The 13,773-nt window shown below is 67.4% G+C and carries 13 protein-coding genes; 8 read left to right on the top strand and 5 right to left on the bottom strand.

The genetic code is table 11. From position 1 onward, the window contains the following. Positions 1-12: 12 nt before the first annotated feature. The 4 genes from HV701_RS09490 to HV701_RS09475 form a co-directional block, all read right to left on the bottom strand. Positions 13-1,062, bottom strand: coding sequence for an NAD(P)H-dependent glycerol-3-phosphate dehydrogenase (locus HV701_RS09490; RefSeq protein WP_175132822.1), 1,050 nt, complete (start codon positions 1,060-1,062; stop codon positions 13-15). An 18-nt stretch (positions 1,063-1,080) separates the two neighbouring features. Further along, positions 1,081-1,614, bottom strand: coding sequence for a protein-export chaperone SecB (gene secB, locus HV701_RS09485; RefSeq protein ID WP_175132821.1), 534 nt, complete (start codon positions 1,612-1,614; stop codon positions 1,081-1,083). Positions 1,615-1,675: 61 nt separating this feature from the next. Further along, positions 1,676-1,933, bottom strand: a complete 258-nt coding sequence (gene grxC, locus HV701_RS09480; RefSeq protein ID WP_175132820.1) for a glutaredoxin 3 — start codon at positions 1,931-1,933, stop codon at positions 1,676-1,678. Between the two features lie 49 nt (positions 1,934-1,982). Beyond that, positions 1,983-2,405 (bottom strand): rhodanese-like domain-containing protein, encoded by a 423-nt coding sequence (locus tag HV701_RS09475; protein ID WP_175132819.1) that lies wholly within the window; start codon positions 2,403-2,405, stop codon positions 1,983-1,985. Positions 2,406-2,566: 161 nt separating this feature from the next. Between HV701_RS09475 and gpmA the strand changes: the two genes are divergently transcribed. The 7 genes from gpmA (at position 2,567) to HV701_RS09440 (ending at position 10,678) form a co-directional block, all read left to right on the top strand. Then, positions 2,567-3,319, top strand: a complete 753-nt coding sequence (gene gpmA / locus HV701_RS09470; protein ID WP_175132818.1) for a 2,3-diphosphoglycerate-dependent phosphoglycerate mutase — start codon at positions 2,567-2,569, stop codon at positions 3,317-3,319. Between the two features lie 3 nt (positions 3,320-3,322). Beyond that, entirely contained in the window at positions 3,323-4,903 is a 1,581-nt protein-coding gene (locus HV701_RS09465; RefSeq protein ID WP_175132817.1) for a murein hydrolase activator EnvC family protein, read from the top strand. A gap of 42 nt (positions 4,904-4,945) precedes the next feature. Further along, positions 4,946-6,391 carry a S41 family peptidase gene (locus tag HV701_RS09460; protein WP_175132816.1) on the top strand — a complete coding sequence of 482 codons (1,446 nt, stop codon included), beginning with the start codon at positions 4,946-4,948 and terminating at the stop codon, positions 6,389-6,391. Continuing rightward, positions 6,388-7,143: a HesA/MoeB/ThiF family protein gene (locus HV701_RS09455; protein ID WP_175132815.1), complete on the top strand. Its 756-nt coding sequence runs from the start codon at positions 6,388-6,390 to the stop codon at positions 7,141-7,143. Before HV701_RS09460 ends, HV701_RS09455 begins: the two co-directional genes overlap by 4 nt. Before the next feature lie 127 nt (positions 7,144-7,270). Then, positions 7,271-8,461, top strand: a complete 1,191-nt coding sequence (locus HV701_RS09450) for a GGDEF domain-containing protein (RefSeq protein WP_175132814.1) — start codon at positions 7,271-7,273, stop codon at positions 8,459-8,461. An 88-nt stretch (positions 8,462-8,549) separates the two neighbouring features. Further along, positions 8,550-9,269, top strand: coding sequence for a FadR/GntR family transcriptional regulator (locus tag HV701_RS09445; protein WP_175132813.1), 720 nt, complete (start codon positions 8,550-8,552; stop codon positions 9,267-9,269). Further along, positions 9,266-10,678, top strand: a complete 1,413-nt coding sequence (locus HV701_RS09440; RefSeq protein ID WP_175132812.1) for an FAD-binding oxidoreductase — start codon at positions 9,266-9,268, stop codon at positions 10,676-10,678. Before HV701_RS09445 ends, HV701_RS09440 begins: the two co-directional genes overlap by 4 nt. Before the next feature lie 172 nt (positions 10,679-10,850). Here HV701_RS09440 and thiC read toward each other — a convergent pair whose 3' ends face one another. Beyond that, positions 10,851-12,764, bottom strand: a complete 1,914-nt coding sequence (thiC, locus tag HV701_RS09435) for a phosphomethylpyrimidine synthase ThiC (RefSeq protein ID WP_175132811.1) — start codon at positions 12,762-12,764, stop codon at positions 10,851-10,853. 380 nt (positions 12,765-13,144) lie between these two features. On the opposite strand from thiC, the gene HV701_RS09430 reads away from it, so the two are divergent. Further along, positions 13,145-13,711 carry a SecDF P1 head subdomain-containing protein gene (locus HV701_RS09430; RefSeq protein ID WP_175132810.1) on the top strand — a complete coding sequence of 189 codons (567 nt, stop codon included), beginning with the start codon at positions 13,145-13,147 and terminating at the stop codon, positions 13,709-13,711. The last annotated feature ends 62 nt before the right edge of the window (positions 13,712-13,773 follow it).

Below are 13,773 nucleotides of genomic sequence, written 5' to 3'. Positions count from 1 at the left end.
GCGCGCCGGGCTTCAGCCGTCGCTGGCGTGTTCGTCGCGGGCGTTGCGCGCCAGCAGCGCGGACACGGCCGTCATGGGCGCCACGCCTTCGAACAGCACGGCGCACACGGCCTCGGTGATGGGCAGCTCGACGTTGAGGGCGCGGGCGCGGTCGCGCGCGGCGCGGGCGCAACGCACGCCTTCGGCGGTGATGCCGCTGGCCAGGATGTCGGCCAGCTTGCGGCCGGCGCCGATTTCCAGGCCGACGCGGCGATTGCGCGACAGTTCGCCGGTCGCGGTCAGCACCAGGTCGCCCAGGCCGGTCAGGCCGGCGAAGGTCTCGGCCCGCGCCCCGAGCGCGACGCCGAAACGGGTCATCTCGGCCAGGCCGCGAGTGATGAGCGCGGCGCGGGCATTGGTGCCCAGCGCCAGGCCATCGCCGATGCCGCAGGCCACGGCGATGACATTCTTGAGGGCGCCACCGACTTCGACGCCCGTCAGGTCGTCGCTGGCGTAGACGCGCAGCGCGGCGCCGTGCAGGGCCTGGGTGGTGGCCGAGCGCAAGCCGGCATGGTCGCTGGCGACGGTCAGCGCCACCGGCAGGCCCTGCGCGACTTCGCGGGCGAAAGAGGGGCCGGACAGCACGCCGCCGATGGCGCCGGGAAAGGCCTGGCGCACGATTTCATGCGGCAGCCGCGCGGTATCGGCTTCAAAGCCCTTGCAAGTCCAGACGATGGGGGTGTCCTGCAGGCCCAGGGCGGGCAGGCGGCGGGCGAGTTCGGCACAGGTGGCGGCCAGGCCGGCCACGGGTACGCCCAGGATGATCAGGCTGCTCGCGCCATCCTGCTTGAGGCTGCGCAGCGTTGCGTCCAGATCGGCGGAAAGGGTCAGGGCCTGCGGCAAGGCGATGCCGGGCAGGTAGCGCGTGTTTTCGTGGCGGGCGGCCATGTCGGCGGCCTGCGCCGGATCGCGCGCCCAGAGGACGGTGGGGTGGCGGCGGCTCGCGGCCGCCGCCAACGCGGTGCCCCAGCTGCCCGCGCCCAGGACGGCGATGCGCAGGCCGGGCGGAATGGGCTGGTTCATGGGGCGTCGCGGTCTGCCTTACTGGCGGGTGGCGCTGGCGGGCAGGATGATGCCCGAATCGCCGCCATTGCCGTTGGCGTTGCCTTGCTGTTGTTGCAGTTCGGCCAGGCGTTGCTCGTACAGGGCCTGGAAGTTGACTTCGGTCAGGTGCAGCGGCGGCATCGAGGTGCGGGTGATGGCATCGGCGATGTTGGCGCGCAGGTACGGGTACAGCATCGTCGGGCAGACGATGCCCAGCAGCGGGTCGAGCTGTTCTTCGGGGATGTTGGCGGCTTCGAAGATGCCGGCCTGGGTGCCTTCGACCAGGTACACGACCTTGTCGTTGACGCGGGTGGTGACGGTGACGGTGACGGTGGTTTCGAACACGGTTTCGGCCAGCCGCTGGCCGCCCACGGTGATGCTCACTTCAACCTGGGGCGCTTCTTGCTCCAGGAAGATGTGGGGCGCGTTCGGCATTTCCAGCGAAAGGTCTTTCAGGTAGACGCGCTGCAGATTGAACGAGGGCGCGTCGTTGCCGCCTTCTTGCTGGGTGTTTTGGTCTTGATCAGCCATGAGTGTTTCCGTTGGTGGGAGGGGCAAAAAGGGGCGGTCGGCCAGGCATCATGCCGGGATTTCAGCCGTTGAGCAGGGGCGTCAGGCCGCCGGAGCGGTCCAGCGCCATCAGGTCGTCGCAACCGCCGACGTGGGTCTCGCCGATGAAGATCTGCGGTACCGTGCGACGGCCGGTACGCTCGATCATGCGGTCGCGCTGGCCGGGTTCGCGGTCAATCTGGATGATTTCCAGGTCGGTCACGCCACGCTGCTCGAGCAGCGCCTTGGCGCGGGCGCAATAAGGACAATAGTCCTTGCTGTACATGACAACTTTGTTCATAGGCGCTCCAGGCGGATTCTATGGGTAGGTGGGGGCGCGCCGCGCCGCTTCAACCCTTCTGGGTGACCGGCAGGCTGGCGGCCAGCCAGGCGCGCATGCCGCCTTCGAGCGGCACGGCGTCGGCAAACCCCTGCGCGCGCAGCTTGGCGGCGGCGCGGGCGGATTCGCGGCCATTGTCGCAAACCACGACCAGCGGCTTGTTCTTGGGCAGCGAAGCGGCTTTTTGTTCCAGGTCGGCGGCGGGCACGCTGCGCGCCTGGGCGATGTGGCCGGCCTGGAACTGCTCGGCGGGCCGCACGTCGATCCATACGGCCTGGCGCTGGTTGACCATTTGGATGGCCTCGCCGGTGCTGACGGCCGAGCCGGTGCGGCCCTTGCGCAGGGCCGGAATCGCCAGCATGACCCCGGAAACGATGGTTACGGCGACAATGAAGATGTTGTTCTTATCGAGCAAGAATTGCAGAAGGTCCACGGGGCATCCTGAAGAGCGGCGTCTAGCCTGGTAACGGCGAAGCCTCAAGCGCCACGCCGGGAAATCGACGGGTGCGCCGGGGCAAAATCAAGGGCAAAATCGCTCAATTATAAAATGAGCGCATTCCGCAACTTTAACCCGCGTTACACGCCTGCCAAACCATGCACAAACTCGTTCTGATGCGCCACGGCGAAAGCCAGTGGAATCTGGAAAACCGTTTCACCGGCTGGACTGACGTCGACCTGACCGAAACCGGCCGTGAACAGGCCCGCAAGGCGGGCGAACTGCTCAAGAAAGAAGGCTATACCTTCGACCTGGCCTACACGTCGGTGCTCAAGCGCGCCATCCGCACCCTGTGGATCGCGCTGGACGCCATGGACGCCATGTACACCCCGGTGGGCGTGAACTGGCGCCTGAACGAGCGCCACTACGGCGCCCTGCAGGGCCTGAACAAGGCCGAGACCGCCGCCAAGTACGGCGACGAGCAGGTCCTGATCTGGCGCCGCGCCTACGCCATCGCGCCCGAGCCCCTGTCGCTGGACGACGAGCGCCACCCGCGTTTCGATAGCCGCTATGCCAAGATCCCGGCCGACCAGTTGCCGGCCACCGAGTGCCTGAAGGACACCGTGGCGCGCGTGCTGCCGTTCTGGAACGAGTCGATCGCCCCGGCCATCCGCGCCGGCCGCAAGGTGCTCATCGCCGCCCACGGCAACAGCCTGCGCGCCCTGATCAAGCACCTGGACAACGTCTCGGACGACGACATCGTCAACCTGAACATCCCCACCGGCCAGCCGCTGGTGTATGAACTGGATGATGACCTGCGTCCCATCCGCCACTATTATCTGGGCGATGCCGCCGAGATTGAGGCGGCCATGGCCGCGGTCGCGGCCCAAGGCAAGGCAAAGAAGGACTGATACATGGCGCGCATGGCGGGATGGTTGGTGGCGGTGGTGCTGGCTGGCGGAGCGCTGCCGGCGGGCGCCGCGCCCAACAATCTCGCCGACCGCCAGTCCGAGGCCGAAAGGCAGCAGGCCCAGCTGCGCGACCGTATCGAGAATCTGCAAAAAGACATCGATACGCGCGAAGCGGCCCGCAAGGAGGCCGCCGACGCCCTGAAGCAGTCGGAATCGGCGATTTCCCGGATCAACCTGCGCCTGAAGGAACTGGCCGAGGCCAACCGCCAGGCAAGCGCCGACCTGGCGGGCCTGGAAAAGCAGATCACGGCGCAGCAGGCGGTGCTGGCCAAGCGCCGGATCGAATTGGCCGACCAGCTGCGTACCCAGTACACCAGCGGGCTGTCGCCCTGGACCGCGCTGCTGTCCGGCGACGATCCCCAGGTGCTGGGCCGCAACCTCGGCTACCTGGATTATGTCTCCCAGGCCCGCGCCCGCGCCGTCGAGGCGCTGCGGGCCGATATCGATCGCCTGGCGGCGCTGCAGGGGCGTGCCGATGCCCGCCGCGCCGAGCTTGAAAAGCTGGTGGCCGAGACCTCCGAACAGAAGGCCGCGCTGGTGGCCCAGCAGAAGGAACGCGCGACGCTGCTGGCGCGCCTGGAAGGGCAGATCGCCGCCCAGCGCGCCGAAGCCAGCAAGCTGGGGCGCGACGACCAGCGCCTGTCGCGCCTGATCACCGACCTGGACGCGGCCATCGCCAAACAGGTCGAAGAAGCCCGCAAGGCCGAAGAAGCGCGCCGCCGCGCCGAGGAAGCGCGCCGCGCCGAGGAAGCCCGGCGCGCCGAAGCGGCGCGCAAGCAGGCCGAGGCCGACCGCCGCGCCGAAGCGGCCCGCCGCCAGGCCGAGGCCGAGCGCAAGGCCGCCGATAAGGCCGTGGCCGATTCGGCCCGCCGCGACCGCGAGGCGCGCGAGGCCGCCGCGGCGCGCGAACAGGTTGAAGCCGCTTCGCGCCAGGGCCGCGGACCGGTGGTGGTGGCCGATCCCGACGCCGCTGGCCTGCGCCCGGCCGACAGCCGCCATCCCCGTCTGACCGGGCCGGCCGAGACGCCGCCCCCGGTAAAACCCGCGGACGCCCCAAAAAAGGCGGAACCCGACGACCAGGGAACCACTCCAACCCGTACGGCATCGGCCCAGCGTCCGGTGCCGGTCGGCGGTGGCAATGGCTTGCGCCATGGTTTGGCCGCGCCGGTGCGCGGGCCGGTGCAGGGCCGTTTCGGCGTGGACCGCCCGGATGGCGGTGTCTGGCGGGGCGTGGTGCTGCGCGCCCCCGAAGGCACGCCCGTGAAAGTGGTGGCCCCCGGCACAGTGGTCTATGCCGATTGGCTGAGGGGTTTTGGCAATCTCATCATTGTGGATCATGGCCAGCAATACCTGACCGTCTATGCTTACAACCAAAGTCTGCTCAAACGGGTGGGCGATTCCGTCGCGGCGGGGGATACTATTGCCACCGTAGGCGCAACCGGCGGCCAAGTGGAATCCGGCCTATACTTTGAAATTCGCCATCGCGGCGCTCCTGTGGACCCAGCCCAGTGGCTGGCCCAGTAAAGCCAAAAACCCTCAAGGGCGAAAACCATTCGGGAAGTGTGCATGAGCACTCGCAAGTTTCGCGGTTTCGGTCTGATTGCCATCGGTGCGGTGGCAGGTGTCCTGCTCAGCGTGGGCGTCACCGCTGTCGCCCAGCGCGGCAGCCCCTTGCCGCTGGATGAACTCAGGCAGTTGAGCAACGTCTTCGCGGCCATCAAGAACAACTACGTCGAGTCGGTCGATGACAAGACGCTGATCGACAACGCCATATCCGGCATGGTGTCGAATCTGGACCCGCACTCCGCCTACCTGGATGCCGACGCTTTCCGCGAAATGCAGACGGCCACGCAGGGTGAATTCGGCGGGTTGGGGATCGAGGTCGGCGCCGAGGACGGCTTCGTCAAGGTCATCTCGCCGATCGAAGACACGCCGGCCGCGCGCGCCGGCGTCATGGCGGGCGATCTCATCATCAAGATCGACGACACGCCCACCAAGGGCATGTCGTTGAACGACGCCGTCAAGCTCATGCGCGGCGCGCCCAAGTCTCCCATCACGCTGACCATCATGCGCGCCGACCGGCCCCAGCCGATCGTGCTCAAGATCGTGCGTGACATCATCAAGGTGCGCAGCGTGCGCAGCAAGATGTTGGATAACGGCGTGGCCTACGTGCGCATCGCCCAGTTCCAGGAAAAGACCGGGGTCGATCTGGCCAAGCAGCTCAAGGACCTGGGCGCCAAGGAAACGCCCAAGGGCCTGGTGCTCGACCTGCGCAATGACCCGGGCGGCCTGCTGACCAGCGCCATCGGCGTGTCCGGCGCGTTCCTGCCGGCCGACACCCTGGTGGTGTCGACCGACGGCCGCACGCCCGACGCCCGTCACAAGTACCTGGCCACTCCGTCCGAATACGCCCGTGGCGAAAGCAACTACCTGGCGGGCCTGCCGGCCTGGACCAAGACCGTGCCGATGGTGGTGCTGGTCAACGTCGGCTCGGCCTCGGCCTCCGAGATCGTGGCCGGCGCGCTGCAGGACCACAAGCGCGCCAAGGTGCTGGGCAACCGTACCTTCGGCAAGGGCTCGGTGCAGGTGATCCTGCCGCTGTCGGAAACCACCGCGGTCAAGCTCACCACGTCGCGCTATTTCACGCCCAGCGGCCGTTCGATCCAGGCCACCGGCATCGAGCCCGACTATGTCGTGGCCGACACCGCCGACGGCGACCTGTTCCGCCTGCCGCGCGAAGCCGACCTGCAACGCCACCTGTCGAATCCGGGCACGACCAACGAGATCAAGTCCAACACCAACCAGGACAACGTCGACATCCCGACCAAGATCTTCGAGTTCGGCGGCAAGGACGACTTCCAACTGCAGCAGGCGTTGAACCTGTTGGCCGGCAAACCGGTGCAGAAGGGCTCGGCCCGCGCGCAGGCCAAGGCCGACGCCAAGCCCGGCACCGGTCCGACCCAGCGCCTGAAGATCACGCCGACCGGAGTCGAGCCCAGCAAGAGCAAATGAACGACGAGCAACTGCTGCGCTACGCCCGCCATATCCTGCTCGACGAGCTGGGCATCGAAGGGCAGGAAAGGCTGCTGGCGGCGCGTGTGCTTGTCGTGGGGGCGGGTGGACTGGGTTCGCCCGCCGCGCTCTACCTGGCCACCGCCGGCGTCGGCGACATCACGCTGGCCGATGACGACGTCGTCGAGCTGAGCAACCTGCAACGCCAGATCCTGCATACCACCGCCAGCGTCGGCCGGCCCAAGGCCGAGTCCGGCCGCGACATGCTGGCCGCCTTCAATCCCCAGACCCGCGTGCATGCCCGCGTCGAACGGTTGCAGGGCCAGGCCCTGTCCGACGCCGTGGCGCAAGCCGACCTGGTGCTGGACTGCACCGACAACTTCGCCACGCGTCACGCCATCAACCGCGCCTGCGTGCAGCACCGCAAGCCGCTGGTGTCGGGCGCGGCCATCCGCTTTGACGGCCAGGTCAGCGTCTACGACCTGCGCGACCCGGACGCGCCGTGCTATCACTGCCTGTTTCCCGAGGCGGACGACGTTGAAGAGGCCAATTGCGCCACCATGGGCGTGTTTGCGCCGGTGGTCGGCATCATTGGCAGCATGCAGGCCGCCGAGGCTCTCAAGCTGTTGTCCGGTGTGGGCGAAAGCCTGTCGGGCCGGCTCTTGTGGCTGGACGTGCGCACCATGCAATGGCGCAGCGTCAACGTGCAGCGCGACCCCGAATGCGCCGTATGCGGCGCGCGTGACCGCTGAGTCACGCTATCCCGTCCCTGAAAAATCGCCGGTTATTGCCCTCGCGGACAATATTAAAGGCCTGAAATACCTGCTATAACGCCAGCCAGTCGGCCGCGCCATGGCGGGCAGCTTTGGATGGGACGGAGTGGATAGAGGACTGAGATTCAGCCTGCCGACATGGCGGCTGACCCGCTGGTTGACGGATTCCGGGCAGGATACGCCGGCGGATATCCGCGCCGCATTGATCGCCAGTCTGTTCGGCACCCTGCCGATTTTTGCCGGCGGCGTCATCAATACCCTGATGATCGCGGGCGTCGTGGCCTGGCGCCGTCCCGAGCCGCTCTACATATCCTGGCTGCTCCTTGAGATCCTGCTGGCCGTCGTGCGCGTCATGGTTCTGCGGTCGGCCTTGCGCAACGCCGCGCGCGGCGCCAAGACCCATACCGACATCTACATCGTGCTGGCCCTGCTGTGGGCCTGCAGCGTCGGCTACGGCGTGCTCGTCACCTTCCTCAACCAGGACTGGCTGGCCGCCACGCTGGCGGGCGTGTCCTGCGGCGCCATGGCGGGCGGCATCTGCTTTCGCAACTACGGCGCGCCGCGGCTGGTGGCCGCCATGATCTTCCTGAGCCTGGGGCCGATGGGCCTGGGCGCGCTGTTCTCCGGGGAATACGTCACCGCCATCGTGTTCATCCAGATTCCGTTCTACCTGGTCAGCATGAGCATCGCGTCGCAACGGCTGCGGCGCATCCTGGTGTCCACCATGCTGGCCGAACGCGAGAACGAGCGCCGCGCCAGCCTGGACGTGCTGACCGGCCTGGCCAACCGCGCCGGGCTGGAAGCGGCGCTCGATCGCATTTGCACGGGCGCCCGCGCGCATGACAGCGCCGCCGCGCTGTTCTACATCGACATGGATGACTTCAAGATCATCAATGACACCCACGGCCACGCGGCCGGCGATCATGTCCTGAAGACGATCGCGCAGCGCATGCGCGGCATGTTGCGGGTCGATGATGTCGCCGCCCGTATCGGCGGCGATGAGTTCATCGTGCTGGCCACCGGCATCGACGCCACGGCCGCGCTGCGCCTGGGCAACCATCTGTTGCGCGATGTCGGCCAGCCGATCGTGCTGACCGATGGCTCGCGCGTCAGCGTCGGGCTGTCGATCGGCATCGCCATCATTTCCGGCGCCAACCGCAAGGCCCAGGCCATCTTGGATTCAGCCGATGCCGCGTTGTACCGCGCCAAGGCGCGTGGCGGGCGCTGCTGCTCCGTTGCCGGCATGCCGGACGGCGAGGGCGCGCGCACGACCGGCGACGCCGAAGCGGCGGCCTGAGCGGCGGGGGGGGGCGACAGCGCCTGCGCGGGGTTCCTTGCTCAAAGTTATCAGATAACCTGAAAGGTTTCGGCTATACTTGGCCGCTATGCTGACCAAGAGCCTGACCCTGACCGAACAGGTCGCCCGCCAGATCGCGGGCGACATCGCCCATGGCGTCTACCCCGTGGGCGCCAAGTTGCCGTCCGGCCGCATTCTGGCTGACCAGTATGGCGTCAGTGCCGCGGTCATCCGCGAAGTGACCGAGCGCCTGCGCGCCCAGGGGCTGATCCAGAGCCGCCAGGGGTCGGGCAGCGTGGTGCTGGCGCGCACCGGCGCGCAGGGCTTTCAGGTGCCCGCCGATATCGCCGTCAGCCGCGAGCAGCTGGCCAACGTCTACGAACTGCGCATGGAGCTGGAGGGCGGCGCTGCGGCGCTGGCGGCCGAGCGCCGCAGCGCCGCCGACCTGGACGCCATGGCGCGCGCGCTGGCCGACCTGGAGCGCCACCAGCATCATCCGGAACAGGGCGTCGAGCACGACATCGCCTTTCACCTGGCGGTGGCGGCCGCGACCCACAATCCGTTCTACCAGGACCTGCTGCAATACCTGAACCTGCAATTGCGCCTGGCCGTCACCACCGCGCGCGCCCACAGCCGCCAGTTGGCCGGCATGACGGACGCCGTACACCACGAGCACGTTGCCGTGTTCGACGCCATCCGCGACCGCGATGCGACCCGCGCGCGGCGCATGGCCGAAGGCCATCTGCGGCAGGCGGCCAATCGCCTGCGCCTCGATTCCCTTTTTCCCGCTTCCAGGCAGACATCATGAGCACAACCGACATCGCCCAGCGCCTGGTCCAGGCCCTGGGTCCGGATACCGTTTTCACCGGCCACGAGGACATCGCCCCCTGGCTGTCCGATTGGCGCGGCCTGTACAACGGCCACGCGCAGGCGGTGGTCCGCCCGCGCACCACCGCCGACGTGGCCGCCTGCCTGGCGCTGTGCAACGACGCCGGCGTGCCGGTGGTGCCGCGTGGCGGCAATACCGGCCTGTGCGGGGGCGCAACGCCTGACGCCGCCGCCGCCAACGTCGTGCTCAGCCTGGACCGCATGAACGCGGTGCGCGCCATCGACACGGTTGCCAACACCCTGGTCGCGGAAGCCGGCTGCATCCTCGGCAATCTGCGCCGCGCCGCCCAGGACGCCGGCCGCCTGCTGCCGCTGAGCCTGGCGGCGGAAGACTCCAGCCAGATCGGTGGCAACGTCGCCACCAACGCCGGGGGCGTCAATGTGGTGCGCTACGGCATGGCGCGCGAACTGGTGCTGGGTCTGGAAGCGGTGCTGCCCAGCGGCGAAGTCTTCAACGGCCTGCGCACGCTGCGCAAGGACAACACCGGCTACGATCTCAAGCAATTGCTGATCGGTTCGGAAGGCACCCTCGGCGTCATCACCGCCGTGGCGCTGCGCCTGTTTCCGCGCACCGACGTGCGCTCGGTGGTGCTGGCCGCCGTCGAATCGCCGGCCCAGGCCCTGCAACTGTTCGAGATTCTGTTCGAACAATGCGGCGCGCGCCTGCAGGCCTTCGAGTACTTCTCCGGCGATTGCCTCGACCTGGTCCTGGCTCATGCCGCCGGCGTGCAGGAGCCGTTCGGGCAGCGCTATCCCGCCTACGTGCTGGTCGAGCTGGCCGACACCGCCGACGAAGCCGCCTTGAACGCGTTGCTGGAAAACGTGATCGGCACTGCGCTGGAGCGCGGCCTGTGCCTGGACGCCGTCGTGTCCGCATCGCTGGCGCAGTTGCAGGCGCTGTGGAAACTGCGCGAGGAGATTTCCGAGGCCCAGCGCGCCGACGGCCCGCATCTCAAGCATGACGTGTCGCTGCCGATCGAGCGCATTCCCGACTTCATGGTCTCGGCCGAAGCGCGCGTGCGCGCGCTGTATCCGGACATCCGCCCCTTCATCTTCGGCCACTTCGGCGACGGCAACCTGCACTACAACCTGTCGCGTCCCGCCAGCGCCGAGCGCGGCTGGGTGGCCGAGCACGGCGCCGCGATCACGGACGCGGTGCTGGACGAGGTCAACCGCTACGGCGGCAGCATCAGCGCCGAACATGGCATCGGGCAGCTCAAGCGCGACCATTTCCTGCACAGCAAGGACCCGCTCGAACTGCGATTGATGCGGGAGATCAAGCGGGTGGTGGACCCCAAGGGGATCATGAATCCAGGCAAGCTGCTGTAGGCCGCGTCCCGCCCCCCAAGCCCGCGATACAAGATCGGACTAACTCTGCAAAAAAAAAAGCAGATAAGGAAAAAGGCCTGGAGCGGTCGCTCCAGGCCTTGTCTGTTACCGCCGATTCGCCGGAGCGCCGCCATGCGCGGCGGCCCGGCGTCCGGGCAATCGGTTCGGAAGATTACTGCCGGTGATAGACCTCGGCGCCCTTCTTCACGAACTCGATCGACTTCTCCTGCATGCCTTTCTGCAGCGCTTCCTTTTCGCTCACGCCCTGCGACGCCGCATAATCGCGCACGTCCTGGGTGATCTTCATGCTGCAGAAATGCGGCCCGCACATCGAGCAGAAGTGCGCCACTTTCATCGAGTCCTTCGGCAGGGTCTCGTCGTGGAATTCCTTGGCCGTATCCGGATCCAGGCCCAGGTTGAACTGGTCGTCCCAGCGGAACTCGAAACGTGCCTTCGACAGCGCGTTGTCGCGGATCGCCGCGCCCGGGTGGCCCTTGGCCAGGTCCGCCGCATGCGCCGCGATCTTGTACGTGATGATGCCGTCCTTCACGTCTTTCTTGTTCGGCAGCCCCAGGTGCTCCTTGGGCGTCACATAACAGAGCATCGCCGTGCCGTACCAGCCGATCAGCGCCGCGCCGATACCCGAGGTGATGTGGTCGTAGCCCGGCGCGATGTCGGTCGTCAGGGGCCCCAGCGTGTAGAACGGCGCCTCGTGGCAGTGTTCCAGCTGCAGCTCCATGTTCTCCTTGATCATCTGCATCGGCACGTGGCCCGGGCCTTCGATCATCACCTGCACATCGTGCTTCCAGGCCACCTGCGTCAGCTCGCCCAGCGTCTTGAGCTCGGCGAACTGGGCCTCGTCGTTGGCGTCATAGCCCGAACCCGGACGCAGGCCGTCGCCCAGCGAGAAGCTGACGTCGTAGGCCTTCATGATTTCGCAGATTTCCTCGAAGCGCTCGTACAGGAAGCTTTCCTTGTGATGCGCCAGACACCACTTGGCCATGATCGAGCCGCCGCGCGAGACGATGCCCGTCATGCGGTCCGCCGTCATCGGAATGAACGGCAGGCGCACGCCGGCGTGGATCGTGAAGTAGTCCACGCCCTGTTCGGCCTGCTCGATCAGCGTGTCGCGGAAGATCTCCCAGGTCAGGTCCTCGGCCTTGCCGTCGACCTTTTCCAGCGCCTGGTAGATCGGCACTGTGCCGATCGGCACCGGCGAATTGCGGATGATCCATTCACGGGTTTCGTGGATGTGCTTGCCGGTCGACAGGTCCATGACCGTGTCGCCGCCCCAGCGGATCGCCCAGGTCATCTTCTCGACTTCCTCGCCAATGCCCGAACTGACGGCCGAGTTGCCGATGTTGGCGTTGATCTTGACCAGGAAATTGCGGCCGATCGCCATCGGCTCGACTTCCGGGTGGTTGATGTTGGCGGGGATGATGGCGCGGCCGCGCGCGATCTCGTCGCGCACGAATTCCGGCGTGATGACGGCGGGAATGGCGGCGCCGAACGACTGGCCCGGATGCTGGCGCAGCAGGCGCTTGACCATCTTCTCGCCGTCCGGGCCGCTGTCGCGCAGCGTCTGCAGATAATGCTCGCGGCGCAGGCTTTCGCGGATCGCCACGTATTCCATTTCGGGCGTGATGATGCCGCGGCGCGCGTAGTGCATCTGCGAGACGTTGGCGCCGGCCACGGCGCGGCGCGGTGGGCGTTGCAGGTCGAAGCGCATGGCCGTCAGCTTGGGATCGGTCAGGCGCTGCTTGCCGTACTCGCTGGTCGGGCCCGACAGCACCTCGGTATCGCCGCGTTCGTCGATCCAGGCGCGGCGCACTTCCGGCAGGCCGCGGCGGATGTCGATCTTGGCATCGGGGTCGGTGTACGGGCCGCTGCAATCGTAGACGGTCAGCGGCGGGTTCTTTTCGCCACCGAACATGGTGGGCGTGTCGTCCTGCTCGATCTCGCGGAACGGCACGCGGATGTCGGGACGGGAACCGACCTCGTAGACCCGGCGGGATTTGGGCAACGGGGCGACCGCGGCCGCGTCGACTTCGGCGGTGGCGGCCAGGAATTTGGGATTGGCGTTCATGGAAAGCTCCAAGCGAATGGTTTGGAGCCGATCGGGAATGGACTCCCGCCATGCGGGCATGGCGGGAATACGGCTCCCAGCATCGGCATTATCCGTACTGGTACGAAGGGACTCTCTCAACACGTCGGGCCGGTTCGGCGCGACGAGTACCCCTGCGCGAAAGCGAAGTATAGAGCCTGCCTGGCCGCCACGCGAATGGCGATCGATGCTGCGGCGCGGCAGCGCAATTCCGTGTGCGCCGCCATGCCGGCCGGCAATGGTAGTACCGGTTTACATTTGGAATCAGTCTGGGGAGACACTGCCATACAGGTTCTGTACACTTTTTCACGTCAGCCTGCGGTCAGCCCGCCGGCCCCAGTCCACTCAAGAAGGAAACGTGTATGCAACTGACCCTACGCAAATTGGCGCCCGCCCTGGTTGTCATGACCCTTGCGCTCGCGGGTTGCAAGACCGCCCCGACCAAGTCCGGCGCCGCTGCCACGCCCGACGCCAGCGGTCAGCAGCAGCCGTCCAGCCAACAGCCGGCCACCGCGTCGGTGGTCGAGTTCTACGTGGCCCAGACCCAGGCTGGCCCCGGCCTGGTGGAAGTCAGCCTGCCCGACGGCAAGATCTACATGCAGCAGCAGCCGGTGCTGACGCGCGCCGACCTGACCGAGGCCGCCGCGCTGGTGGATCGCCAGGGCGCCAACTTCGTCGGCCTGCGCTTTTCCGAAGCCGGCGCGCGCAAGCTGAACGAAATCAGCAGCAAGAACGTCGGCAACATGCTGGCGCTGGTCATCGATCGTGAACTGATCGCCGCGCCGCGCATCGGCGAGCCGCTCAATCGCGGCGTGCTGGCCTTCGGAGTGCCCTCGGCGAAGGCCGCCTCGGACATCGCCGCCAAGATCCGCGGTGACAGCGCCCCGGCCGCCGGCGCCACGCCGGCTCCGGCGCCGGCCAAGCCCTGAGCGGCGCAGGCAACAGCAAAAAGCCCGGCATGCCGGGCTTTTTTTATCTCTATCGCGGGCGC

It is taken from the genome of Achromobacter pulmonis, assembly GCF_902859765.1.
Taxonomy (GTDB): domain Bacteria; phylum Pseudomonadota; class Gammaproteobacteria; order Burkholderiales; family Burkholderiaceae_B; genus Achromobacter; species Achromobacter pulmonis.
Note: the sequence above shows the minus strand (reverse complement) of the source record. Positions and strands in the feature narration are given on the sequence as shown.